Source organism: Bradyrhizobium sp. USDA 376, from assembly GCF_054063675.1.
The window spans coordinates 8,327,396-8,352,010 of sequence record NZ_JBSSGN010000001.1; the positions used below are offsets into that span (position 1 = coordinate 8,327,396).

The 24,615-nt window shown below is 65.4% G+C and carries 19 protein-coding genes; 15 read left to right on the forward strand and 4 right to left on the reverse strand.

Annotated elements, in window-relative coordinates; translation table 11 throughout:
* Positions 1-148 precede the first annotated feature (148 nt).
* A complete protein-coding gene (locus tag ACVJ19_RS39245; RefSeq protein ID WP_453954384.1) occupies positions 149-3,193 on the reverse strand; it encodes an efflux RND transporter permease subunit in 3,045 nt (1,014 codons plus the stop codon).
* Positions 3,190-4,272, reverse strand: a complete 1,083-nt coding sequence (locus ACVJ19_RS39250; RefSeq protein WP_453954385.1) for an efflux RND transporter periplasmic adaptor subunit — start codon at positions 4,270-4,272, stop codon at positions 3,190-3,192. The genes ACVJ19_RS39245 and ACVJ19_RS39250 overlap by 4 nt, the downstream gene beginning before the upstream one ends.
* A gap of 377 nt (positions 4,273-4,649) precedes the next feature.
* Here ACVJ19_RS39250 and ACVJ19_RS39255 point away from each other — a divergent pair, with 377 nt between their 5' ends.
* Positions 4,650-5,153 (forward strand): DUF1269 domain-containing protein, encoded by a 504-nt coding sequence (locus tag ACVJ19_RS39255; protein ID WP_018642556.1) that lies wholly within the window; start codon positions 4,650-4,652, stop codon positions 5,151-5,153.
* A 19-nt stretch (positions 5,154-5,172) separates the two neighbouring features.
* On the opposite strand, the gene ACVJ19_RS39260 is transcribed toward ACVJ19_RS39255, so the two are convergent.
* Positions 5,173-5,883 carry a Bax inhibitor-1/YccA family protein gene (locus tag ACVJ19_RS39260; RefSeq protein ID WP_453954387.1) on the reverse strand — a complete coding sequence of 237 codons (711 nt, stop codon included), beginning with the start codon at positions 5,881-5,883 and terminating at the stop codon, positions 5,173-5,175.
* A gap of 263 nt (positions 5,884-6,146) precedes the next feature.
* On the opposite strand from ACVJ19_RS39260, the gene ACVJ19_RS39265 reads away from it, so the two are divergent.
* From ACVJ19_RS39265 to ACVJ19_RS39330, 14 genes are all read left to right on the forward strand, one after another.
* Positions 6,147-6,371 carry a DUF6894 family protein gene (locus ACVJ19_RS39265; RefSeq protein WP_453954388.1) on the forward strand — a complete coding sequence of 75 codons (225 nt, stop codon included), beginning with the start codon at positions 6,147-6,149 and terminating at the stop codon, positions 6,369-6,371.
* Positions 6,372-6,532: 161 nt separating this feature from the next.
* On the forward strand, positions 6,533-7,966 hold the full coding sequence (locus ACVJ19_RS39270) for a basic amino acid/polyamine antiporter (protein ID WP_453954389.1): 1,434 nt from the start codon (positions 6,533-6,535) through the stop codon (positions 7,964-7,966).
* Positions 7,967-7,996: 30 nt separating this feature from the next.
* Positions 7,997-8,236, forward strand: coding sequence for a hypothetical protein (locus tag ACVJ19_RS39275; RefSeq protein WP_453954390.1), 240 nt, complete (start codon positions 7,997-7,999; stop codon positions 8,234-8,236).
* Between the two features lie 29 nt (positions 8,237-8,265).
* A complete protein-coding gene (locus tag ACVJ19_RS39280; protein ID WP_453954391.1) occupies positions 8,266-9,387 on the forward strand; it encodes an AI-2E family transporter in 1,122 nt (373 codons plus the stop codon).
* 6 nt (positions 9,388-9,393) lie between these two features.
* Positions 9,394-9,993: a hypothetical protein gene (locus tag ACVJ19_RS39285; protein WP_453954392.1), complete on the forward strand. Its 600-nt coding sequence runs from the start codon at positions 9,394-9,396 to the stop codon at positions 9,991-9,993.
* Positions 9,994-10,479 carry a DUF992 domain-containing protein gene (locus ACVJ19_RS39290; protein ID WP_453954393.1) on the forward strand — a complete coding sequence of 162 codons (486 nt, stop codon included), beginning with the start codon at positions 9,994-9,996 and terminating at the stop codon, positions 10,477-10,479.
* Positions 10,480-10,520: 41 nt separating this feature from the next.
* Positions 10,521-11,591, forward strand: coding sequence for an HlyD family secretion protein (locus ACVJ19_RS39295; protein ID WP_453954394.1), 1,071 nt, complete (start codon positions 10,521-10,523; stop codon positions 11,589-11,591).
* A complete protein-coding gene (rbbA, locus tag ACVJ19_RS39300; protein WP_453954395.1) occupies positions 11,588-14,365 on the forward strand; it encodes a ribosome-associated ATPase/putative transporter RbbA in 2,778 nt (925 codons plus the stop codon). The genes ACVJ19_RS39295 and rbbA overlap by 4 nt, the downstream gene beginning before the upstream one ends.
* Positions 14,366-15,478, forward strand: coding sequence for an ABC transporter permease (locus ACVJ19_RS39305; protein WP_456739503.1), 1,113 nt, complete (start codon positions 14,366-14,368; stop codon positions 15,476-15,478).
* Positions 15,479-15,638: 160 nt separating this feature from the next.
* Positions 15,639-16,217 carry an HdeD family acid-resistance protein gene (locus ACVJ19_RS39310; RefSeq protein ID WP_453954396.1) on the forward strand — a complete coding sequence of 193 codons (579 nt, stop codon included), beginning with the start codon at positions 15,639-15,641 and terminating at the stop codon, positions 16,215-16,217.
* A complete protein-coding gene (locus ACVJ19_RS39315; protein WP_453954397.1) occupies positions 16,214-16,534 on the forward strand; it encodes a twin-arginine translocation signal domain-containing protein in 321 nt (106 codons plus the stop codon). Before ACVJ19_RS39310 ends, ACVJ19_RS39315 begins: the two co-directional genes overlap by 4 nt.
* A 40-nt stretch (positions 16,535-16,574) precedes the next feature.
* On the forward strand, positions 16,575-16,817 hold the full coding sequence (locus ACVJ19_RS39320; protein WP_453954398.1) for a hypothetical protein: 243 nt from the start codon (positions 16,575-16,577) through the stop codon (positions 16,815-16,817).
* 39 nt (positions 16,818-16,856) lie between these two features.
* Complete coding sequence (locus ACVJ19_RS39325) at positions 16,857-18,098, forward strand: efflux RND transporter periplasmic adaptor subunit (protein ID WP_453954399.1); 1,242 nt, start codon at positions 16,857-16,859, stop codon at positions 18,096-18,098.
* Entirely contained in the window at positions 18,095-21,247 is a 3,153-nt protein-coding gene (locus tag ACVJ19_RS39330) for an efflux RND transporter permease subunit (RefSeq protein WP_453954400.1), read from the forward strand. Before ACVJ19_RS39325 ends, ACVJ19_RS39330 begins: the two co-directional genes overlap by 4 nt.
* Before the next feature lie 42 nt (positions 21,248-21,289).
* Here ACVJ19_RS39330 and ACVJ19_RS39335 read toward each other — a convergent pair whose 3' ends face one another.
* Positions 21,290-24,613: an AHH domain-containing protein gene (locus ACVJ19_RS39335; protein ID WP_453954401.1), complete on the reverse strand. Its 3,324-nt coding sequence runs from the start codon at positions 24,611-24,613 to the stop codon at positions 21,290-21,292.
* Positions 24,614-24,615: the final 2 nt, after the last annotated feature.

A 24,615-nucleotide genomic window follows, 5' to 3' on the forward strand; every position in this document is an offset into this window, starting at 1 on the left:
CGCGAACGATGACCGATGCCGTGACCGATGTCTTCGACGGTCCCTTGGACGACGTCTTGGCCGGCCTGCTCATTCCGAGGCCGAACCATGCTCCCCGATATGAAGGCGGCCTATCAGGTGATTACCTAGTCGGAGTCCGGGATTACCCTCACGGCGCGACTGGCTCCTTTCCGCCCGACCAGGCCACATACAAGGTCGGCAGAAAGACGAGCGTCAGAACGGTTGCGACGAGCAGCCCGCCCATGATCGCAAAGGCCATCGGCCCCCAGAAGACGGTCGGCGCAATCGGAATCATGCCGAGGACGGTGGAGACCGCCGTCAGCATGATCGGACGAAAGCGCGAGCTGCTGGCATCGACCGCGGCCTCCCAGGGTCCCTTCCCTTGCGCGCGTTCGGCCTCGATCTGACCAATCAGGATCACCGCGTTCTTGCTGATCATGCCGAGCAGCGCGAGGACGCCGAGAATGGCGACAAACCCGAGCGGCCGCCCCGACAGGAGCAGCGCCGCGACCACGCCAATCAGACCAAGCGGTGCAACGCTGATCACCATCAACAGCCGCGGGAAGCTCTGCACCTGGACCATCAGAACCGTGAACATGACGAACAGCATCACCGGCACGACGGCCATTACGGACGCCTGGGACTTCCGGCTCTCCTCCACGGTGCCACCAATCACGACATCGTAGGACGGCGGCAGCGTCGTCCTCAGCTTGGCGATGGCGGGAGCCAGCGCATTGACGACCCTCTCCGGCAGTACCCCGTCGGGGATGGCAGCTCGCACCGTCAGGGTGGGCACGCGGTCGCGTCGCCAGATCAAGGGGAATTCCTGATCGTATTCGAAAGAGGCAAACTGGCTCAGCGGAACGGTCCGGCCACCGGGGATCGGCACCTGGAGCGTTCGCAAGCTCGGCAGCGAGACACGCTGTTCGTCCGTCGCGCGGACCACCACGTTGACCAGATAGATATCGTCCCGAACCTGTGTGACGGGTGTACCGGAGATCACGGTGTTCAGGACTGTGGAGATCGCCTGCGAACTCAGACCGAGAAGGCGTGCCTCATCCTGATTGACGCGGATGCGCACCTGACGATCCGGCTCCATCCAGTCGAAGTTCGTGCTTCTGGCGCTCGGATCGGAGGCGAGGATCCGCGCCACCGCGAGCGCGATGTCGCGCACCCGCTCGACGTCGGGACCACTAACACGATACTGCAGCGGCCATCCGACGGGGGGACCGAGGCCAAGCGGTGAAACCGACGAGATCGCGTTGGGGAATTCATCCGCCAGGAACCGCTCCAGCTTTGCATGCAGGCGTTCGCGCGCCGCAACGTTTCTGGCGACGACGACGGCCTGGGTGAAGAACTCGTTCGGCAGCTCGACGCTGAGAGGCAGATAGAAGCGGATCGCACCGCGGCCGACATTGGTGCTCCAATGCGCGACGTCGGGATCACCGGTCAGCGCCTTGTCCAGGCGCCCGGCCGCAGCTTCGCTGGCGAAGATCGAGGCGTTCTGCGGCAGGCTGACGTCGACGAGCAGCTCCGGCCGGTCGGACAGGGGAAAGAACTGCTGCGGAATCAGCGGGAGCGCGAGCACGGACGCGACGAAGAGCGCAGCCGTCCCGCCCAGCGTCAGCCATTTGGCGCGAATCGCCAGCACCAGAAAGCGCCGATACAGCCGGAAGACCGCTCCGGGGGCCGGAGCGCCCGTCTGCATGGGCGGCAGAAGGATGGCGACGCCCAGCAGCGGCGCGAAGATGACCGCGACGAACCACGATGCCAGCAATGCGACCGCAATCACTGCGAACAGCGAGAACGTGTATTCGCTGGCGGCGCTGGCGGCGAAGCCGACCGGAATGAAGCCGGCGATGGTCACCAGCGTACCGGCCAGCATGGCCAGCGCATGGGTACGGAAGGCGTAGCTCGCCGCCGCCATCTTGCTGTCGCCCAGCGCCAACCGGTTGAGCGTGGCATCTGTCGTCGTCATGGCGTCGTCGACCAGCAGCGCGAGTGCGATGATGAGGGCACCGAGCGATATTCGCTGCATGTCGATGCGGAGAAGCTCCATGGTCGGAAACACGATGGCAAGCGTGAGCGGAATCGCCAGCGCGATGACGAGGCCGGGACGGAGGCCAAGGCTGACGAAGCTCACCGCGAGAATGATGGCGATCGCCTGCACCAGCGAGGTCATGAACTCGCCGATCGCCCTGTCCACCACGACGGCCTGATCGGCAACCAGGCTCGGCTCGATTCCGATCGGCAGATCGGCGGTGATGGCTGCCATCTCAGCTTTGACGTTCCTGCCGAGAGCGAGGATATCGCCGCCGTCGCGCATGGCGATCGCGAGCCCGATTGCCGGATGGCCGTTGATCCGGAACAGCGGCTGCGGCGGATCGGCATAGCCGCGCCGCACCGTCGCAATATCGCTCAGGCGGAGCATCCGGCCTCCGGCTGCGAAGTTGATGCCGGCAATGTCCTGCTCGGACTGGAAGCCTCCCGACACCCGAAGCGAAATTCTCTCGGACCCGGTCTGGATCGTTCCGGTCGGCATCACGACATTCTGAGCCTGCAGAGGGGCGATCAGGGCTGTCCGATCGACGCCGAGATTTGCGAGCTCCTTCTTGGAGAATTCGACGAAGATCACTTCCTCCTGCGCGCCCAGCAGCTCGATCTTTGCAACGTCTGGCACGCCCAGAAGGCGCGATCGGATCGCCTCGACCCGGTCACGCAGCTCGCGCTCGGTAAACCCGTCGCTGGTGAAGCCGTAGACGATGCCGAAAGTGTCGCCGAAATCGTCGTCGAACGCCGGGCCGACAACTCCCGCAGGAAGCGTATGGCGGATATCCCCGATCGTCTTCCGCACCTGATACCAGGTATCGGAGACATCCCTTGCGTTGGCGCTCCCCTTCAGGTTCACGAAGATCGTGGTGAGGCCGGGCCGGGTGAAGCTGCGCAGGAAGTCCAGATGCGGCGTCTCCTGCAATTGTCGCTCGAGCCGTTCCGTCACCTGCTTCATCGTCTCTGCGGCCGTCGCCCCCGGCCACGCCGCCTGGACAACCATCGTCCTGATGGTGAATGCAGGGTCCTCGTTCCGGCCGAGACGGACATAGGACAGTCCGCCGGCGAGCACGGCGACGAGCATGAGATAGATGACGAGCGAGCGGCGCTCGAGCGCCCATTCCGAGAGGTTGAAGCCGGTCATGGCTCCGACCCGAGCACGCGCACCTTCTGGCCCGGGTGAAGTGCCTGAACGCCCGCGGTCACGACGATCTCGCCGGCGTCGAGCCCTTGCGAGATGATCACCTGTGCCTGATCGAACCGCAGCACGTCGACGTTCCGGACGGAGACGGTCTTGGTCAAGGGATCGAGGATCCAGACGGCCGGCTGTTGGTTCATCCTGGTCAGCGCGGTTGCCGGAATGTCGATCATCGGTCCGGCGCTCGCCTCGGCGCGACCGACCACCGTGGCTCCCAGCCGCATCGCGGCGGGCGGATCGCTAAGTCCCACCCTCACCTCGAAGGTCCGCGTGACCGGGTTCGCCTGCGCGGCAACCTGCCGGATACGCCCTTGCGCGGTCACTGCCGGATCGTCCGTCAGGCTGACGGTCACCTGCAGATTGGCGGGAGCCGCTCGCACCAGTTGGGCGGGGACCTCGAAGACCGCATCGCGGCCATCCTGCCGCGCAATCCGCGCAATGGTCTGTCCGGCCTGGATCACCTCGCCGGCGGCGGGCCCCGTCTCGGTGATCTTGCCCGGCGCATCGGCGCGCACCTCGGTGAAGTTGACCTGGTCGTGGGCGGCGCTCAACTGGGCCTCGGCCGCGTCGACCTGGGACTGCGCCGTCTGTTGCGCCTGCGTTGCCGCTTCGAAATTGGCGCGCGTGGTCCATCCCTGCGCGAGCAATGTCTGCTGACGTTCGAAATGATTGCGTGCCTGGGTGAGCTGTCCCTGCGCGGCGGCGAGAGCCGCATGCGCCTGGCGCAGCGCGTTCACTTCGTTCTGCGATTCCAGTTGCGCCAGAAGCTTGCCGGCCTCGACGCGATCGCCGAGCCTGGTGTTGTTCGCGAGCAGCCGTCCGGAAATTCGGAACGCAACGCTGATCTCGTCCTCGGCTTCGATATGTCCGGTGAAGACGAACGGCGTCGGCGACTCCCGCTTCGCGATCGTCGTCGTGCGAACCGGTCGTGGCGTCAGCGCGACGTCCTTGGCCGCCTCCCTTTCGCAGGCCGCCAGCAGCAGCGACGCCGCGCCTGCAATTGCCATCGTCCTGAGCCTCGGCATGACATGATCACCGGTCGACTTCACCGGATGATTTTGCCGAGGAGCCATCGCCCTTGTATCGGTAAATCTACTGAGCGCCCGCGGATACAATCGTGATCGACGTTATTGCCCGACACATGATCGACCGCGCGGGCGGCGCATAACAGCTGCTCCGGCGGCAGAACTCGGCCCGTCCGGGCCTCGCCGGTCGGGCGTCGCAAGGCGGCTTCCGGTCGTCACGCGCCGCCCCACCTCCAGAGCGACGCGCAGTGCGGGTGCACCCATTGGGACATTCATCCGCCTGAGGCAGGGTTTCCTCTGATCCCGGAGGTGCCGCCCGCGGGATACCGTTCGCACCAACATTTCGGTCTGCATCTTCGATCCAACGGGAGGTCTTCATGTCCGATCTGGTCGCGATCGTGTATCCGTCCGAGGCAAAAGCCGAAGAAGTGCGTCAGCGGCTGCTCAAGCTGCAGAAGGAATATCTGATCACGATCAGCGACGCCGTGATCGCCGTGAAGACGGATTCGGGCGGCATCAAGCTCAATCAGCTCGTCAACACCACCGCCATGGGCGCGATGACCGGGAGCTTCTGGGGCCTCCTCATCGGAGTCCTCTTTCTCAATCCGATCCTCGGGGTCGCCGTGGGCGCCGCGTCGGGCGCGCTGGGCGGCGCGCTTTCCGACTTCGGCATCGACGATTCCTTCATGAAGAACCTGTCAGCCAATCTCCAGACCGGCAACGCCGCCCTGTTCGTCCTGATCAAGCACATGACCGCGGACAAGGTGATCAAGGAGATCAAGGACGCCGGCGGTGTCGTGCTCAAGACCTCGCTCGATGAGACCAAGGAAGCGGCGCTGCGCGACGCGCTCGCCAGTGCGGTGGAGCGACCGGCGGCCTGAGCCGCCGTCCTCCCGCGTCTCAACGGCGGCCGCCGGCAAGTCGCAGCAGCATCATGAACAGGTTGAGGAAATTGAGATAGAGCGACAGCGCGGCAACGACCGACTTGCGGCCCGTCGCGGTGTGGTCATCCGAGATGTCGTACATCCCCTTGATCCGCTGGGTATCGTAGGCCGTCAGGCCGGCAAACACGCCGACACCCACGATCGAGATCAGCCAGTCGAGTGCGGTCGACCCCAGGAACAGGTTGATCAGGCTCGCGATGATGATCCCGATCAGACCCATGAACAGGAAGGTGCCCAATCCCGAGAGATCGCGCCGGGTCGTGTAGCCGAGGAGGCTAAGCGCCCCGAACATCGCGGCCGCGATGAAGAAGACGCGGGTGATCGACGAACTGGTATAGATGTGCAGCAATATCGACAGCGATACGCCGACCAGCGCCGAATAGACGAAGAACAGGATCCGCGCCGTGGACACCGACAGCGTGTTGATGCGTGAGCCGATGAAGAACACCAGGGCGAGCGGCGCCAGGATGAAGACCCACATCAGGGGACTCTGGAGCAACTCGGGACCGATGGCCTGATAGGTCACCCAGGCGACGACGGCGGTCAAGCCGACGCCGGCGGCCATGTAGCCGTAGATCCGCAGCATGTAGTCGCGCAATCCGGCATCCACCGCGGTCAGGCCGCCGGCGGCATCCGTGGCGGTGAGGTTGTGATCATAGTTCGACATCGCATGTCTCCTCTGGCGCTCGCCGAGTGAGACCACGCTAGCCTTCGAACCTGCGGACCAACATCGGACAATCCCCCGAGGGGCCCCGGTGAAAACCACCGCCTTCCGATGCAAATGGCACGGCGGCGCCAGAGCGCCCACGGCACCCGCGTTCATGACCAACCCGCAAGTCGGGAACCCCTTCTGCGCCTCTCAGTCTTTTGGCGGAGGCACCTTACGCCGTTGTCACTGGAGGCATGCCGCGGTCCGGCCTAATCGGGGGCATGCGCTTCTTCTTCCATATCGCTGACAAATATGGTGTTTCGACCGACGGGATCGGATGCGAGTATGCCGAGCAGGACGCAGCCTTCCTGCATGCCAGCCGCCTTGCCGCCGAGCTTGCCAAGGCCGGCGAATTCTTCCGTGGCAGTGTCGTGCTCGTTGCCCGGGCGACGGAGTCCCGCTCCTGCTCCACGAACGAGGACGACGCGTTGCTTCCCAAGACCTGACCCAAGACCTGACGTCCGCACCTGACGCTCCGCGCCCGCCGATTTCCTGCCCTGCTCCCTACAGAGAATCCCTGATGGGCGCACGGGGTGCGGCCCTCTAAGGTCCGCGCATGAGGCGGCCGCCGCAACTGCGGACGCCTCGGATTGGAAGGCCATCCGTCATGGCGGCGAACGAGGCCGATCAGAAACTCTCGCGCAACGCGCTGATTGCGCTTGTGATCGGGTCGATGGTCGGCTCCGGCATCTTCGCATTGCCGGCCCAGTTCGGACGCGCCACCGGCGCTCTCGGCGCGATCATCGCCTGGGTGATTGCCGGCACCGGCATGCTGACCTTGGCCTTCGTGTTCCAGTCGCTGTCCCGGCGCAAGCCGGAGCTCGACGCCGGCATCTACGCCTACGCCAAGGACGGCTTCGGTGACTATATCGGCTTTGCCTCCGCCGCAGGCTATTGGATCGGCTGCTGCCTCGCCGACGTCGCCTGTCTCATCCTGATCAAGGCCACGCTCGGGCAGTTCTTCCCTGTCTTCGGCGACGGCACGACGCCAATCGCGATCGCCTCGGCGTCCCTGCTGCTGTGGAGCGTCCATGTCCTGGTGCTGCGCGGCATCAAGGGAGCTGCCGCGCTCAACACCGCCACGACCTTCGCGAAAATCATTCCGATCCTGCTGTTCATCGTCGTGGCTGCGATCGCCCTGAACGGCGAAGTGTTCTCGGGGAATTTCTGGGGTGCGGAGCGGCCGGACGCCCGGGACGTGCTGTCCCAGGTCCGCGGCACGATGCTGCTCACCGTATTCGTGTTCGTCGGCATCGAGGGTGCGAGCGTGTATTCGCGGTATGCCAAGACGCGTTCTGACATCGGTATCGCGACGGTCACCGGCTTTCTGACGGTGCTCTGTCTTCTCGTGCTCGTGACGCTCCTGTCCTACGGCATCCTGCCGCGGGGTGAACTCGCGGATCTGCCGACACCGTCGATGGCGGGCGTGATGGAAGCGATGGTCGGCCGCTGGGGCGGCGTGTTCATCAGCATCGCCTTGCTGATCTCGATCCTCGGCAACTACCTGTCATGGTCGCTGCTTGCGGCCGAGATCCTGCACTCGGCGGCGAACCAGCGCACCATGCCGGCCTTTCTCGCGCGCGAGAACGCGCACAAGGTTCCTGTCGGGGCGCTCTGGCTCACGAATTGCGTGATACAGACGTTTCTGGTCGTGAGCTGGTTCGCCGAATATGCCTTCACGCTCGCCCTGAAGATGACGAGCGCGATGACGCTGATCCCGTATTTTCTCGTCGCGGCTTACGGCCTGAAGCTCGCATCGACCGGCGAGGCCTATGATGCCGGCGAGCGCGCCCGCACCAGCGACGGGATCGTCGCAACCGTCGCGACGCTCTACGCGGCCGGCATGATCTATGCCGGCGGACCAAAATTTCTTCTGCTGTCCGCAATTCTCTACGCGCCGGGAACGCTGCTGTTCCTGATCGCCAAGCGCGAGCGCAAGGAGAGGCTGTTCAGGCCGGTCGAGTCCGTCCTGTTCGGGGCCATCGCCATCGCCGCGGGCGCCGGAATCTATGGGCTGGCCGTCGGAGCCATCTCAATCTGACCAGTTGTCGCTGACCGCATGGAGGCGAGTATGAACATCTGGACCGTGTGTCGAGCCTCGATCCTGAGCGCAGTGGTGACCGTCGCCGCACCGTCGGCCATTGCCCTGGCTCAGCCCAAGGACAGCACCGTGGCGGCACCGAAGCAGACCGGCGCGGCCGCACCAGGCGATGCGAGGCCCAACACCAATACGAATCCGGTCAAGCACCGCTACTGGCGTCATCGCGGCGGCAAGCATCCGCATTATGGCAGCCGCCGCGTTCGCACCTGAGACACGGCGACATGACGGCGGACCGATCAATGAGCGATTCCAGGATCGGACCTGAGCGGGTCCGCGGGGTCGTTCCGCGCGAGAGTCCCGTCGACGAATCCGGGGAAGCCGGACGGCCGAGCCTCCTCGCGATCGGCCTCACTTTGCTCGCCGCAGCCGTTGCCCTGTTCCTGGTGTGGCAAACGGTGTCCAGCCTCCTCATCGTCTTCGCGGGGGTGCTGTTCGCAGCCTTTCTGGATGCCGCAGCGCGGGCTCTGGCGCCGGTCCTTCCGCTCAGCCGCATCTGGCGTCTGACATTCGTTCTCATGCTGCTGTCGGCCCTGTCGGGCTTTGGGCTGGTTTGGGGCGCCGGCAAGCTGCCGGAACAAACGCGCCTGCTGCTCAAGGTCATGGATACCCAGGTCGACATTCTGCAAGAGCACCTGTTGTCCTATGGCGTGGACCTGCTCGGCCCGGAATGGGGGCGCGACTTCGCCCAATGGCTGTTCGCCGATCAGGGCCGCTTTCTCAGCCACGCGCAATTCCTGCTGGGGGGCGCCTCGAGCCTTCTGACCGGCGTGCTCGTGGTCGTGTTCCTGGGAATTCTCTTTGCCTTCGATCCCACCAGCCACCGCGAGAGCCTTGTCGTGCTGGTCAGGCCATCCTACCGCGCCCGCATGCGCGCCGTGATGGACGAGATCGGCAACGTCATGCGGCTGTGGTTCGTCGGCCAGTTGATCCGCATCATCCTGATGACGCTGTGCGTCTGGCCCGCGCTCTATCTCATCGGGCTGCCGGGGCCGTTCCTGCTGGGCCTGCAGGCGGGCTTGTCGAATTTCATCCCCTATCTCGGGCCGATCGTCGCCGCGATCCCGATCGCACTCGTGGCGATGCCGCTCGGCGCCTCGCTGCTGATCTGGGCCGTCGCCGTCTACACCATCATCCAGTCGATCGAGGGCTACGTGATCGGCCCCCTGATCCAGCGCCGGGCGGTCGAGACACCGCCGGCCTGGACGCTGGTTGCGATCGTCCTGCTCGGTGCCCTGTTTGGCGTCATGGGCATTGCGCTCGCGATGCCACTCGTCGCCGTCGGACGGGTCGCGATCATCCGGTTCTACGTCGAGGACTATCTCGGCGACCGCAGCGAGCCGGCAACGGACAATCGTGGGTGAACCGCCATGAGCGAAATCGATGCACGGCAACGCGATGCTCCCGAGCCTCCCCTGACGCGCGCAGGGGCCGGTCGTTTTCTCTGGCAGCAGCTTCCGTATGTCGTCGCGCTGCTGCTCGCCATCGCAGGCGTCGCCTATACGAACGTCTCGCACCAACCGCTGGTCGGCTATTGGGAGTTCCTGGCGCTTGCCATCGGCGTGGTCTGCGTCATCACCAAATGGCCGGAGACCGAAGGCAGGGAGAGGCAGATCCGCCTGGTGTGGACCCAGGCACTGCACTGGATCGCGGTCCTGATCACCATGAACATCATGCTGGTCTCCGGGGTTCAGCAGATGCTTCCGACGCCGGCGACCGGTCTCGTGCTGCTGATGCTGCTTGCGCTCGGCACGTTCCTTGCGGGCGTCAGCCTGCTGTCGTTGCAGATCGCCTTTCTCGGCCTTGCGATGGGCGCGGCCGTCCCGGCGATATCCTGGCTGAAGCAGTCCATCTTCTTCTTCCTGCTCGGCGCCGTGCTGCTGATCGGCCTCGCGATCTCGTTCTGGCTGCGCCAGGACGGCCGCCCCGCGGGCGCAGCGACCGGAGCTCAACACCAGACGGAGGCTTGAATGCGAACATTGCGATGTCTTGCGGCCATTTGCGCGCTGACCGTTCTTTGCACCACCACCACGTCCGCGCGCGCCGAGAGATTCAGGATTGGCAGGCTGCTGTGCTTCTCCGAACCTCGCGTCGGGCTGGTGCTCGGGTCGACACAGGCGATGCGTTGCGTGTTCAACGGGCTGCGCCCGCCGCGGCAGTACGTCTACGAGGGACGGATCAGGCGCGTCGGCCTTGACCTCGGTGTGACCAGCGCGGGCACGCTGTCCTGGGCGGTCTTCGCGCGGAATTCGCGGATCGGCCCCGGCACGCTCCGCGGCAGCTATGTCGGCGCGAGCGGCAATTTTGCATTGGGTCCCGGCCTCGGCGCCAACGTCCTGATCGGCGGCTCGCGAAGGAGCGTGATGCTGCAGCCGATCTCGGTCGAACGTTCGATCGGGCTCAATCTCGCGGCTGGCGTAACCCATCTGACATTGGGGCCGCGAGGCCCGCAATAATCCGCATCCCGCCTGGTGGTTCGATGAAAACGACCTGGACCATGACACGCAATCGAAAACGCTGGCTGATCGCCTTGCTCGTCGCTGCTTTCTGCATAGGCGGGTACTTCGCCTGGCAGACACTCGGGGGCGACGGCCTTCCGAGCGGGTTTGCCAGTGGCAACGGGCGCATCGAGGCCGTCGAGATCGATATCGCGACCAAGACGCCCGGGCGCATCCGCGACATCCTGGTGCGGGAAGGCGATCTGGTCTCGGCGGGACAGGCGCTCGCACAGATGGATACCGTGCAGCTCGAGGCGCAGTACCGTCAGGCCCAGGCCCAATTGCGGCGCGCCACGATCGGCATCGAGACCGCCAGGAGCCTCGTCACCCAACGCCAGGCCGAAAAGAAGTCCGCAACAGCCGTCGTCGACCAGCGCGGTGCGGAGCTGGACGCTGCCGATCGAAAGCTGCAGCGCTCCGAGCAATTGATCAGAACCAATGCCGTATCCCAGCAGGTGCTTGACGACGACCGCGCGGCCGCCAACGGCGCCCGCGCGGCCGTCGCGGCGGCAGAGGCCCAGCTCGCCGCCTCGGGTGCTGCCATCAGTGCGGCCGAGGCGCAGGTGGTCGATGCGGAGGCTGCGGTCGAGGCGGCAAAGGCGGCCATCGAGAGCATCAAGGCCGACCTCAACGATTCGACACTCCGCGCACCGCGCGACGGGCGCGTCCAGTTTCGTGTCGCCCAGCCGGGCGAGGTTCTCAGCGCCGGCGGACGCGTACTCAATCTCGTCGATCTCGGCGATGTCTTCATGACCTTCTTCCTGCCGACGGCGCAGGCCGGCCGCATCGCGATCGGCTCGGAGGTCCGGCTCATCCTCGATGCCGCGCCGCAATGGGTCATCCCGGCCACGGCGACGTTCGTTGCCAGCGTCGCCCAGTTCACGCCGAAGACGGTCGAGACCGAGGAGGAGCGGCAGAAGCTGATGTTCCGCGTCAGGGCGCATATTTCGCCGGAGCTGCTGCGGCGAAACATCGAGCAGGTCAAAACCGGCCTGCCCGGCCGCGCCTTTGTCCGCCTCGATTCCAACGCCGCATGGCCGGCCCAGCTGACGGAACGCCTGGTCAAATGAACAACGCGTCGCCCGAACCTCGATCCTCCGTCGCGCCGGTGATCCACCTCGAGGCGGTCAGCCTGCACTACGGGGCGATCCGCGCACTTGATCGCATCGCTCTCGAGATTCCCTCGGCACGCATGGTGGGCCTGATAGGACCCGACGGCGTCGGCAAATCCAGCCTGCTGTCGCTTGTTGCCGGGGCTCGCGCGATCCAGGATGGCCGCGTTCACGTGCTCGGCGGAGACATGGCCGACGCCGCCCACCGGCGGCGGACCTGCCCGCAAATCGCCTACATGCCGCAGGGCCTCGGCAAGAATCTCTACCCGACGCTTTCCGTATTCGAGAATGTCGATTTCTTCGGCCGTCTGTTCGGCCATGACAGGCGCGAGCGCGAGGAGAGAATTCGACAGCTCCTGGGAAACACCGGCCTTGCGCCGTTCGCTGACCGGCCCGCGGGCAAGCTGTCCGGCGGCATGAAGCAGAAGCTCGGGCTCTGCTGCGCCTTGATCCACGACCCCGACCTGCTGATCCTCGACGAGCCGACCACCGGCGTCGACCCGCTCTCGCGCCGCCAGTTCTGGGAGCTGATCGACGAGATCCGGAATGATCGCCCCCGTATGAGTGTCATCGTCGCAACCGCCTACATGGAGGAAGCGGCGCGGTTCGACTGGCTGGTTGCGATGAATGACGGGCATGTGCTCGCTACCGGGACGCCGGCCGAGTTGCTGCGACAGACCGGCACCGACAATCTCGACGCCGCCTTCATCGCACTGCTGCCCGAAGAGCAGCGACGGGACCACAGGGAGGTGGTGATCCCGCCTCGCGCGAGCGAACACGACGATGAGATCGCGATCGAGGCCGAGCATCTCACCGTCAGATTCGGCGACTTCACGGCGGTCGACAATGTCAGCTTCCGCATCGCCCGCGGTGAGATCTTCGGCTTCCTCGGCTCCAACGGCTGCGGCAAGACCACGACGATGAAGGTCCTGACCGGGCTGTTGCCGGCCAGCGAGGGCGATGCCCGGCTGCTCGGGCGCGAGGTCGATCCCAGGGACATGGATGTGCGACGTCGCGTCGGCTACATGTCGCAGGCGTTCTCGCTCTATTCCGAGCTGACGGTCCGCCAGAATCTCGAGCTGCACGCGCGCCTGTTCCGGCTCGCACCTGATACAATCCACGATCGGGTCCGCGACATGGCCGCACGCTTCGACCTCACTAGGGTGATCGACGCCCTGCCCGACGCCCTGCCGCTCGGCGTCCGCCAGCGCCTGTCGCTGGCCGTCGCCATGATCCATGCGCCCGATATCCTGATCCTCGACGAGCCGACGTCGGGCGTCGATCCCGTGGCGCGCGACGGGTTCTGGCAGATCCTGTCCGACCTGTCGCGGCAGGACAGCGTCACGATCTTCGTTTCCACCCATTTCATGAACGAGGCCGAGCGCTGCGACCGCATCTCGCTGATGCACGCCGGCAAGGTCATGATCAGCGATACACCGGAACGCATCGCGGCACGGCGCGGCAATGGAAGCCTCGAGGAGGCCTTTGTCGCCTACCTCAAGGACGCGATCGCCGCGACGGAGACGACCGCGGCCGCTCCCACACCGCACATGGCAACCACCACTGCCGCGAAGACGCACGGCGCGATGCATGGCGCATTGAGCTTCTTCGATCCGCGCCGCATGTTCGCCTACACGCAACGGGAAGCGCTCGAGCTCAAGCGCGATCCGATCCGGGCCACCCTTGCGATCCTCGGCAGCCTCATCCTGATGTTCGTGATGGGCTACGGCATCAACATGGACGTCGAAGACCTCTCCTTCGCCGCCATGGATCGCGACGACACCTCGGTCAGCCGGGACTATATCCTCCAGATCGCGGGCTCGCGCTATTTCACCGAGCTTGCGCCGATCACCGACTATGAGGATCTCGACCGCCGCATGCGCAGCGGCGAACTCAGTCTCGCCATCGAAATTCCTCCGGGCTTCGGCCGCGACGTCGCACGCGGCAGCAACGTCCAGATCGGCGCATGGGTCGACGGCGCAATGCCGTCGCGTGCCGAGACGGTGCGCAGCTACGTGCAGGCAATGCACGCGACCTGGCTGGCGCAACGCGCCCGGCAACTCTATGGCAATGCCGCCGCCACCGGCGACTTCCAGCTCGAGGTCCGCTTCCTCTACAACCCCGACATCCGGAGCATCGTCGCGATGGCGCCGGCCGTGATCCCGATCCTGCTGCTGATCATTCCGGCAATCCTGGCGACGCTGAGCGTCGTGCGCGAGAAGGAGCTCGGATCGATCATCAATTTCTACGTCACGCCGGTGACGCGCATCGAGTTCCTGGTCGGCAAGCAGCTTCCCTACGTCGCGCTCGCCATGCTGAACTTCTTCCTGCTGACCGCCTTTGCAGTATTCGTATTCCGTGTGCCCTTCACGGGCAGCTTCGTCGCGTTCACATCGGCCGCGCTGCTGTACGTCATCATCACCACCGCGATGGGTCTTGTGATCTCGTCGTTCATGACAAGCCAGATCGCTGCGATCTTCGCGACCGCGCTGCTCACCATGATTCCGGCCACGCAATATTCGGGACTCGTCGATCCCGTATCCTCGCTCCAGGGCGCGGGCGCGATTATCGGCCGGATCTATCCGGCCGCGCACTTCGTCACCATCACGCGCGGCACATTCTCCAAGGGGCTCGACTTCGGCGATCTCTCCGGACCGTTCCTGGCACTTCTCGTCACCATCCCGGTGCTGCTCACCCTCGGCGTCGCGCTCCTCAAGAAGCAGGCGAACTAGATGCGCAGCGGCAATATCGTTCAGCTCGGCATCAAGGAATTGCGCGGCCTCGTGCGCAACCCAATGATGCTCGTGCTGATCATTTATGCCTTTACCGTCTCGATCTACACCGCCTCCAGGGCCCAGCCGGAGACGCTCAACCAGGCAGCCCTGGCCATCGTCGACGAGGACAAGTCGCCCGCGGCCACGCGCATCATCACGGCGTTCAGCCCGCCCTATTTCGCGGTTCCGCGACTGATATCGCAGTCGGACATGATGAGCCGCATGGACGCGGGCCTCGACACCTTCGCGCTCAACATCCCGCCCAACTTCCAGCGCGACCTGCTTGCGCGGAGATCGCCGGCCATCCAGCTCAATGTGGATGCGACCCGGATGTCGCAGGCCTTCACGGGAAGCGGCTATATCCAGTCCATCGTCGGCGACGAGGTCAGCGAGTTCCTGTCCCGCTACCGTTCGGCGGCCCCCTTGCCGATCGATCTGGCGCTGCGCGCGCGCTTCAATCCCGAACTCAACAAGAGCTGGTTCGGAGCCATCAACAACATCATCTCCTCCGTCACGATGCTGTCGATCATCCTGACCGGAGCGGCCCTGATCCGGGAGCGCGAGCACGGCACGATCGAGCATCTGCTGGTCATGCCGGTGACGCCCTTCGAGGTCATGGCCAGCAAGATCTGGTCGATGGGCCTGGTCGTCCTCGTCGCGGCCAGCGTGTCGCTCATCTTCGTCGTGCAGGGACTGCTGGCCGTCCGGATCGGCGGCTCGGTCCCGCTCTTTCTGTTCGGCACCGCGCTCTATCTCTTTGCCACCACCAGCATGGGCATTTTTCTCGCCACGTCCGCCGGCACGATGCCGCAGTTCGGTCTGCTCTTGATGCTGGTGCTGATGCCGCTGCAGATGTTGTCGGGCGCCACGACGCCGAGGGAGAGCATGCCCGAGCTGATCCAGAACATCATGCTCGCCGCGCCGAACACCCATTTTGTGATCATGGCCCAGGCCATCCTGTTCCGCGGCGCCGGGCTCGCCGTCGTATGGCCGCAGCTCGCGGCATTGCTGGTGATCGGCGGACTGTTGTTCTTCCTGTCCCTGCGTCGCTTCCGGCAATTCCTGCAATGAGGTCCGTAGGGATCAGCTTGCGTCCGGCCGGGTACAGACCCGAAGGGGGATGCGAACATTCCCGCCCGGTGCCTCAGGGTTTCGTCTGATGTCGGCGCGGTGGGTTCGCCGCTAGGATTCACCGTCTGTCGATGGAACCATCGTTATCCGGGAGGATCGCATGACGGCCTATGACAGCCGGTCCGGTATCGCAGCGCTGGGCCCTCCGCCACTCTGGGTCTGTGCTCTCCTCGGTGCCGTCCTGATTGCCGCCGGTATCTTCGCTCTGGGCGACGTTGCGTTCGCGACCATCATCAGCGTCAAGTTCATCGGCCTTACCGCGATCGCCGCCGGCGGGTTCGAGATCGCGCATGCGTTCTGGACCAAGGAATGGGGTGGCTTCCTGTGGCGGATCGTTCTCGGCGCGCTCTACCTCGTCTTTGGCCTGCTGCTGCTCACACAGCCCGCCTCGGGCGCGCTGATCCTCACCTATTTCCTCGGCGCGGTGCTGTTCGCGTCCGGTGTCATCCGGTGCGTGCTGAGTTTTGCCTACTGGCATCAGAACGGCTGGATGATGTTGATCTCCGGCGTCTTTGCCGTCATCGCCGGCGTGCTCATCCTGTTCGGCTTCCCCGATATCAGTGTCTGGGCGCTTGGCTTCCTGCTCGGTGTCGACCTGATCTCGCATGGCCTCGCGTGGTTGCTCTACGCGCTGCAATCGCTGCGGACGGCCGAATCACAAAGGAGAGAAGCACAATGAATGCCCCCAACCGCCGCGCCTTCCTCGGTCTTGCAACGAATGCCATTGCCGCGGCCGCAATCGGCACCGTCGGCGCTCGCCTCATCGGCGTCGCGGAGGCGATGCCGGTCGATCCCGATCCCGGGCGGGCCGGCGGGTCAGCAACCCCTGTCATGCCGGCGCAGTGGGGACCGGGGCCCGGTCCGGGCTGGGGAGGCCCGGGCTGGGGCGCCCCGCCACCGCGTCCCGGTTGGCGCCCTCCACCGCCGCGTCGCCGTCGCCGCTGGGTGTGCTGGTGGCATCGCGGCCGTCGTCATTGCGGATGGCGCTGGCGCTAGGACGCTTCCCAAGCCCCTTGCCAAGGTGATGGAGGGAATCGTGCGCAACAATTACCAATGGGTCCTCGCCGCCGTGTTGGCCGCGCTTCTCGTTGCGGCGACCTGGTTTTGCGTATCGGTCTGGCGCGCGACGCCGGCGATGCCGGTCTACGGCAATATCATCCTGGCCGGGGCCGCGGTCCTCATCCTGGTGTCGGGCTGCGGCCTGATCGCACTGATGTTCTACAGCCATCGCAAGGGCTACGACGAACCCGCGCGCAGCGACAGGGCCGCGCGGGAGTGACCCAGTCCGCTGTTCTGAGCCTGGAGCAAGGAGCGGACGATGAACCATGCGGACGTCCTGATCCGGTTGCTGGTGGCAGGTCTCATGACCGTGCTGACCGGCGGGGCCGCCCGGACGCAGCCTGCCGCTTCCGCGCCTTCAGTCGGGATCGTCGAAGCGACACGGCGGCCGATCACCGAGAGCAGCGAATTTCTCGGCCGCATCGAGGCGATCAACCGGGTCAACGTTGCCGCCCGTGTCACCGCTTTTCTGGAACAGCGGCTCTTCGACGAGGGCGCCGAGATCAAGAAGGGCGACCAGCTTTATCGCCTCGAGCGCGGTCCATTCGAAGCCGATCTTGCGGCCAAGAAGGCGCAGGTGGCACAGCTCGAGGCAACGCTGGAGAATGCCAGGCTGACGACGGAGCGCGCACGGACCCTGCTCGGAGGACCGGCCGGGCAGCAGTCGACCTACGACGCCGCGATTGCAAACCAGCGCAGCCTGGAAGCCCAGGTGCAGGCCGCGCAGGCGCAGGTCCAGGCCTCGCAAATCAACCTCGACTACACCGTGATCAGCGCGCCGATCGACGGCAAGATCGGGCGCACGGCGGTGACGGAAGGCAACATTGTGAGCCCCTCGTCCGGCGTGCTGACCACGATCGTCAGCCAGGATCCGATGTACGTCACGTTTCCCGTGCCGTTGCGCCAGGGGCTCGAGCTGCGCGAGCGATACGGTCCGCAAGGCGGACTTGAGGCGGTGGTGATCCGATTGCGGCTGCCCGACGGGCGCATGTATGGCCAGTCCGGCAAGCTGAACTTCGTCGACAACAGCATCGCGCAAAACACCGACACGATCACGGTGCGGGGCGAAATCGCCAATCCGATCCTGCGCGCCCCGTCCGCTGCAGGCGTCATCGCCCACGAGCTGACCGACGGCGAGTTCGTGACCGTCGTGCTCGAAGGCGTCCAGCCGATCGAGGTGCTGGCGATCCCGCGCTCGGCGGTGCTGTCCGACCAGCGGGGCGACTACGTTCTCGTGGTGGGCACGGACAACAAGGCCGAGCAGCGGCGCATTCAGCTCGGACAATCGACATCGACGATTGCCGCGGTCATCGACGGGCTTGCGGCCGGCGACAAGGTGATCGCCGAGGGCCTGCAGCGGGTTCGTGCCGGCCAGACCGTCGCCCCGGATCCGGCAAGCGCACTCATTCTGTCGAGCATGAAGGGCGCAGCGGGCGGGCCGGCGCCGCCGGCCGACCACGGCACCCGTCCCCCGACCCGCCCGGCGGACGGCAGCCCATGATATCGGACGTCTTCGTCGACCGACCGCGGCTATCGATGGTGATCGCCTTCATCATCACCATCGCCGGCGCGCTGGCGCTTACGCAGATTCCGGTGGCGCAGTTTCCGGATATCGTGCCGCCTCAGGTTACCGTGGCCGCAACCTTCCCCGGCGCCTCTGCCGAAGTGGTGGAGAGCAGCGTCGCCCAGCCGCTGGAGGCTCAGGTCATCGGCGTCGACCGCGCGCTGTACATGAAATCGACCAGCGCCAATGACGGCAGCTACACGCTGACGGTTTCGTTCGCGCTCGGCACCAATCCCGACATCAACACCGTCAACGTCAACAATCGCGTGCAGAGCGCGCTGTCGCAATTGCCCACGGAGGTGCAGCAGCAGGGCGTGACGGTGCAGAAGCGGTCCTCGTCGATCCTGCAGTTTCTGGTGCTGTACAGTGCCGATGGCCGGCAGGATCCGCTCTTCATCACCAATTACGCCATCATCAACGTGCTGGACGCGATTGCCAGCACACCCGGCGTCGGCCAGGCCAATCTGTTCGCCAAGATGAACTATTCGATGCGGATCTGGTTCGATACGCAGCGGCTCACCAGCCTCGGCCTGACCCCGGCGGATGTGATCGCCGCAATTCGCGCGCAGAGCGTCCAGGCTCCCGTCGGCCGTATCGGCGCACGGCCGATCAGCAGCGATCAGCAGTTCCAGTTCAACGTGCAGACGCTGGGCCGGCTCGCCACCGTCGATCAGTTCGCCAACATCGTCCTGCGCGCCAATCCGGACGGATCATCGCTGCTGGTGAAGGACGTCGCCCGGGTCGAGATGGGCGCGCAGAATCTCGACAGCGAAGCGCGCATCGACGGACGCGCCGCTGTTCCGATCGCGATCTATCTCGCGCCGGGCGCCAATGCGGTGACCACCGCGCGCGCGGTGGCGGAGACGATGCAGCGGCTGTCCGCCCGGTTTCCCGCGGGCCTCAGCTATCTCGTGCAATACGACTCCACGACGTTCGTCCGCGATACGATCGCGGAGGTGTTGCGGACGCTGGGCGAGGCGTTCGTCCTGGTGGTGGTCGTGGTCTATCTGTTCCTCGGAAACCTCAGAGCCACGGCGATTCCGGCCATCGCCGTACCGGTCAGCCTGGTGGGCACCTTCGCCGTCTTGCTGACCCTCGGCTATTCGGCCAACACGGTGTCCCTGCTCGCCATGGTGCTCGCCATCGGCATCGTCGTCGACGACGCCATCGTCGTGGTGGAGAATGTCGAGCGCGTCATGGCAGAGGAGCCCGACCTGTCGCCGGCGGAGGCCAGCAAGAAGGCCATGAGGCAGATCACCGCGCCGATCATCGCCATTACCCTGGTGCTGCTCTCGGTGTTCGTCCCGATCGCATTCATTCCCGGCATCTCGGGCACGCTGTTCCGTCAGTTCGCGGTGACCATCAGCGCCGCGATGATGATCTCGGCATTGAATGCTCTGACGCTCTCGCCGGCACTGTGCGCCCTGCTGCTGCGCCACGGCGGCCCGCGCCGGGGCCTCATCGGCCGCGTGCTCGGCGGGATCGACTGGGTGCGCGATCGCTACAGCGGCGGCGTCCGCCACCTGGTGCGCATGGCCTCCTTGTCGCTCCTGCTCGTGGCGGTCTTTGCCGGCGGGATCTTCGGCCTGTCGCTGGTCACGCCGACGGGCTTCCTGCCGGAGGAGGATCAGGGTGCCTTCTTCACCTCGGTGCAGTTGCCCGACGGCGCATCGGTGGCGCGGACCAGCGCCGTCACGCGTCAAGTCGAGGACATCCTGAAACAGATACCGGCCGTCGACCACGTCCTGGCGGTGATCGGCTTTTCGCTGCTCGACGGCGCCTCCGAGCCGAACAGCGCGCTGGTGGTGGCACGGCTGAAACCCTTCGCCGACCGAAAGGCGGCGGCGGATTCGGCGCAGGCGCTGATCGCCAGGATGTTTGCAGCCGGCGCACAGATTCGAGAGGCCAACGTGCTGCCGTTCAACCTGCCGCCGATCATCGGGCTCTCGACCGGAGGCGGATTCGAATATCAGTTGCAGGCGCTGGAGGGACAGACTCCAGCCGCGATCTCCAGCGTCACCAACGCGCTGATCGGCGCCGCCAATGCCGATCCACGGCTTGCGCGCGTGTTCTCGACATTCACAGCGACCAACCCGTCGCTCTATCTGGATATCGATCGCCGCAAGGCCCAGGCGCTGGGCGTCACCATCAGCGACATCTTCACTGCGCTGCAAGCCACGCTTGGCGGGATCTATGTCAACAACTTCAACCTGTTCGGCCGGACCTGGCAGGTCAATCTTCAAGGCGAGGCGTTCGACCGGGCCGACACCTCGGACATCTGGCGAATCTATGTGCGCAGCAGCACCGGCGAGATGGTGCCGCTCCGATCGCTGGCGGGGCTGAAGATCGTAACCGGGCCGCAAGTCATCACCCGCTACAACAACTACCGTTCGGTGACCGTCAACGGCAGCCCGGCGCCGAACATCTCCTCGGGCACCGCGATGGCTGCCATGACTGAGATCTCCGATGCCGTGCTGCCGTCGGGTTACACCTTCGCATGGACCGGCACCGCCTATCAGGAGCAACAGGCCGCCGGCCAGACCGGCATCGTGCTGATGCTGGCCGTCCTGTTCGCCTATCTGTTCCTGGTCGCGCTCTATGAGAGCACGGTGATCCCCATCCCCGTGCTGCTCTCGGTCGTCGTCGGCGTGCTCGGATCCTATCTCGGCATCAAGGTCGCGGGGCTCAACCTCGATCTCTATGGCCAGATCGGCCTGGTGGTCCTGATCGCCCTCGCCGCCAAGAACGGCATCCTGATCGTCGAATTCGCGAAGGAGCAGCGCGAGGCGGGCATGGCGCTCGACGAGGCCGCAGTCCAGGGCGCCCATATGCGCTTTCGCGCCGTCATGATGACCTCGGCCGCCTTCATCCTCGGCCTGCTGCCGCTCGTCGTCGCAACCGGCGCTGCCGCGCTCAGCCGCCGCGCGGTGGGCACGGCGGTGTTTGCCGGCATGCTGGCCGCGAGCTCGATCGGGATCTTCCTGGTGCCGATGCTCTATGTGGTCTTCCAACGCATACGCGAGCGCGCGAAGGCGGCTTTCAAATCAAGCCATCGGCCGAATTCGCCCGACCGCAATGTGGTCTAGACGGGCTTCGTCGAGAAACGCGAGCTGCGGTGCGCCGCGCGGCTACGCAGGTCTTGCATGAAACGGCGACACGACGTCGGCCGCGAGCATCGGCCCGACAACCGCGACGGGGGAAGACATCGGCGCAGTTGCACCCGCCGCCCCGCTGGGCCCGACAGCCATCGCGCCAACAAGCTGGTCGCGCGCGGCATTGATGTCGGGCCCATAGGCAAGGGCCACGTCGGCCAGCCGGCCGCTGGTGCCGTCGGTGCGGGTAAACGATCCCTGACCGTAGATCGTCGAACCGTCCGGCAGATGGCTCTGCATGCCATCGGACGCGAGCGAGATTGCGCTCACGCCGGCCTCGACCAGCGAATTGAGCTCTCCGGGATCGCTGACGCCGTTGCTATTGCCGTCGCGCCACACGCCGAAGCGGCCGAAGTCCCGATCCGGCGCATCGAGCGCGCCGTCGTGATTGGTGTCGAAGATGCCGAGACCCTGGAGATCGGTCTGGGCGCCGGGCGTCCACTGCTGCAGTGCCAATTCGCTGGTCTGGTCGACGGTGCCCGAACCGTTGGCGTCGAATGCGAGCAGGCCCTCGTCAGGCGTCGTCCAGGCGATCCGATTCCGCACGCCGTTGTCATCGGCGTCGAACGCGGCGTGGGAATCGCCGAGGTCGGTGATCCGAATGCCCTGCCCGGCAAGGTCGAGCACCACCGGCCCCATGTCGCCGCCGAACGAGCCACTGCTGAACGAATCGCCGCCAAAACTGCTGTCACCGAAATCGCTGAAGCCCGATGATGAGCCGAGACCGCTGTCGAAGCTGCTGCCGGAACTGAAGCTGCTGTCGAGGCCTGAGTTAAAGCTGCTGTCGAGACCCGAGTTGAAGCTGCTGTCGAGGCTTGAGTTGAAGCCGCTGTCGAGACCCGAGTTGAAGCTGCTATCGAGACCTGAATTGAAGCCGCTGTCGAGGCTCGAATTCAAGCCGCTGTTCAGCCCGGAGTTGAAGCCGCTATCGAGGCCCGAGTCGAGACCTGAGTTGAAGCTGCTGTCGAGGCTCGAGTTGAAGCCGCTGTCGAGACCCGAGTTGAAGCTGCTATCGAGACCTGAATTGAAGCCGCTGTCGAGGCTCGAATTCAAGCCGCTGTTCAGCCCGGAGTTGAAGCCGCTATCGAGGCCCGAGTTGAGGCCTGAATTGAAGCTGCTGTCCAGCCCGGAGTTCAAACCGAGGGCCGCGCCGCCAGTCGCGTCCGACGTCAATCCGGTATCGAGGCTGGAGCCCAGGCCAAGGTTCGAATTCAGGCCGGTGTCGAAAGAACCAAGGGCGGGGTCGAGGCCGGTATTCAAACCGCCGTCGAGCGACAGGCCGGTCGTGTCCGGCGACAGCGATAAATCAGGCACGGCCGTCGTCACGCCGCCGAGATTGCCGTCAAAACCAATGGAGGTGGGGGTGAGCCCGTCAATTGCTTCCGGATCGGCGTTCAAGGGCGCGAGAGACGAGCCGGTATTGGCGGGCGGCGTATCCAGCGGCGCATCCGGTGTCGGCTCAGTCGGTGCCGCAGGAAGCGGGCTCGCCGTGGGGTCGGCAGGCAATGCGTTCGGGTCAACGCCGGGCGTCAGCCTCAGCGTATCCAGCATCTGCTGACCCTGGGTCTGCTGATCCGCCATCTTGGAATCGACATAGGATTGCCGCCGCGCGTCGTAGTCGGCCTGGCTTTCCACCTGGAAGCCGGTCATCGGATCGCTGAACGGCCCGCCGCCATTGGCAAGATCGAACTCGGCGGCGAACTGGTCCGGCCAAGCCGGTGTCGGCGCGGCGGCGGCGGCCGGCGGCTGATAGCCGGTGAGGCTGTCGTAGAGCGACTTGACGCCCTTGTCGCCGAGGATCGCGCCGCCGATGCCGCCGACGATCGCGCCGCCCAGCGCGCCCCACGGTCCGCCAAGAGCGCCGGCTTCACCGAGCAGATACGCACCGGTCAGCGAGCCGCCCAGACGGCCGCCGAAACCGGCGACCTCGTGGCCCGCTCCCAGCGTGTCGCCCTGATCGTACATTTGATAGGCGTTGTAGCCGGTGATCCCGGCGTCCGCAGCGAGGCCGACCGCTCCGAGGACGCCGGCGCCAGTGAAGATCTTCGACGCGGTCGGCGATTGGCCGATCACGCCCACGAAGTTCGGCGTGAACCGTCCGGTCGCGGCGCCATTGATTTCGGCCGGAAGCTCCGACGCCGGAGCCCTCGGCGTCAGGTCGGGGACGGTCGCGCTTTCGCGCGCTGGCGAGGTCGACGGAAGCTCCAAAGGCGCGGGCGTCTCGGGCAGCGCCGAACCAAGCTCAGGCACCTCCGCGGCGATAGCCGGCGCGCGCATCTCCGGCAGATCCGTGGTCGCATTCCGCACCGGCGCCTGGTTGTCCTGTACGACCGGATTGTTCTGGATCGTGGGAGCCGCGTCCGGTGAGAGCGAGGGTTGCTCCGGCAATAGCGAGGGTTGCTCGATCTGCGGCGTCGTCGCCACGTCGGGCGGTGAGACGGATTGGAGCGGCGTGAAGTCGGACGATCCAATTGTTCCCAGGCTTTCCGGCGCGGTCAGTCCCGTGGCAAAGGATCGGCCGGTTGCGCTCTCGACCCCTTGCAGCAGGTCCGGGCTTGCACCGGTAGGGGCACCGGATTGTGTCGATCCGTTCAACGTGTAGCGACCGCGCGCGGCATCGTTCAGCGCGCTGGTGAGATCAGTCCGCCCACCGGCCTCGAGCGAAGCGCGGACGTCGTCGACGTTACGCGCAAGATCGGTTCGTTGCGCAGCGGTGAGATTCGGATCGAACGCGTTCGCCTGGTTGAGCAGTTCATAGCGCGGAAAATCAACAAGCCGGTCGAGGCTCTCCGGTGTGGTGAAGCCCTTGCTCTGCAGATCCCCGTCCAGCTGATTGTAAAATGCCCTGACCTCCGCTGGGTCACCCGACAGGATCATCGGATCCCGGGAGTTCAACGGCACGCGTCCGCTCGGCGTAACGTTCGAATCCGGAAGCAGGCCGGACAGCGCCATGCGCGAATAGGCCTGGATCGCATTGACGCGTCCGCCAAACTCGTCGAGCTGCGATGGCGTCAGCGGCACGCTGGGATCGTAATTCGACGTCGCGGTGTCGAGCAGACCCTCGATGAAATTGGTGTAGGCCGGATGCGAGCCCAGATGGGGCGTCTGTCCGGAGGTCACGCCGGTCGCCACATCCTTGGGCAGCGCGATGCCGTTGGTGCCGAAGTCCGTTATATCCACCACCCCGCCGAGCTGCTTCAGAAACGGGTTGTCGGCCAATTGCTGAGGAAGCCTGTGGTGCGCCTGATAGTCCGTGGGAATGTCAAGCAGACCGGTAAAGCCACGCACGGATTTTGGCATGA

Coding starts and splice junctions, on each gene's coding strand:
- ACVJ19_RS39245 (WP_453954384.1), bottom strand. CDS start 3,193: ATGACCGGCTTCAACCTCTCGGAATGGGCGCTCGAGCGCCGCTCGCTC.
- ACVJ19_RS39250 (WP_453954385.1), bottom strand. CDS start 4,272: ATGCCGAGGCTCAGGACGATGGCAATTGCAGGCGCGGCGTCGCTGCTG.
- ACVJ19_RS39255 (WP_018642556.1), top strand. CDS start 4,650: ATGTCCGATCTGGTCGCGATCGTGTATCCGTCCGAGGCAAAAGCCGAA.
- ACVJ19_RS39260 (WP_453954387.1), bottom strand. CDS start 5,883: ATGTCGAACTATGATCACAACCTCACCGCCACGGATGCCGCCGGCGGC.
- ACVJ19_RS39265 (WP_453954388.1), top strand. CDS start 6,147: ATGCGCTTCTTCTTCCATATCGCTGACAAATATGGTGTTTCGACCGAC.
- ACVJ19_RS39270 (WP_453954389.1), top strand. CDS start 6,533: ATGGCGGCGAACGAGGCCGATCAGAAACTCTCGCGCAACGCGCTGATT.
- ACVJ19_RS39275 (WP_453954390.1), top strand. CDS start 7,997: ATGAACATCTGGACCGTGTGTCGAGCCTCGATCCTGAGCGCAGTGGTG.
- ACVJ19_RS39280 (WP_453954391.1), top strand. CDS start 8,266: ATGAGCGATTCCAGGATCGGACCTGAGCGGGTCCGCGGGGTCGTTCCG.
- ACVJ19_RS39285 (WP_453954392.1), top strand. CDS start 9,394: ATGAGCGAAATCGATGCACGGCAACGCGATGCTCCCGAGCCTCCCCTG.
- ACVJ19_RS39290 (WP_453954393.1), top strand. CDS start 9,994: ATGCGAACATTGCGATGTCTTGCGGCCATTTGCGCGCTGACCGTTCTT.
- ACVJ19_RS39295 (WP_453954394.1), top strand. CDS start 10,521: ATGACACGCAATCGAAAACGCTGGCTGATCGCCTTGCTCGTCGCTGCT.
- rbbA (WP_453954395.1), top strand. CDS start 11,588: ATGAACAACGCGTCGCCCGAACCTCGATCCTCCGTCGCGCCGGTGATC.
- ACVJ19_RS39305 (WP_456739503.1), top strand. CDS start 14,366: ATGCGCAGCGGCAATATCGTTCAGCTCGGCATCAAGGAATTGCGCGGC.
- ACVJ19_RS39310 (WP_453954396.1), top strand. CDS start 15,639: ATGACGGCCTATGACAGCCGGTCCGGTATCGCAGCGCTGGGCCCTCCG.
- ACVJ19_RS39315 (WP_453954397.1), top strand. CDS start 16,214: ATGAATGCCCCCAACCGCCGCGCCTTCCTCGGTCTTGCAACGAATGCC.
- ACVJ19_RS39325 (WP_453954399.1), top strand. CDS start 16,857: ATGAACCATGCGGACGTCCTGATCCGGTTGCTGGTGGCAGGTCTCATG.
- ACVJ19_RS39330 (WP_453954400.1), top strand. CDS start 18,095: ATGATATCGGACGTCTTCGTCGACCGACCGCGGCTATCGATGGTGATC.
- ACVJ19_RS39335 (WP_453954401.1), bottom strand. CDS start 24,613: ATGCCAAAATCCGTGCGTGGCTTTACCGGTCTGCTTGACATTCCCACG.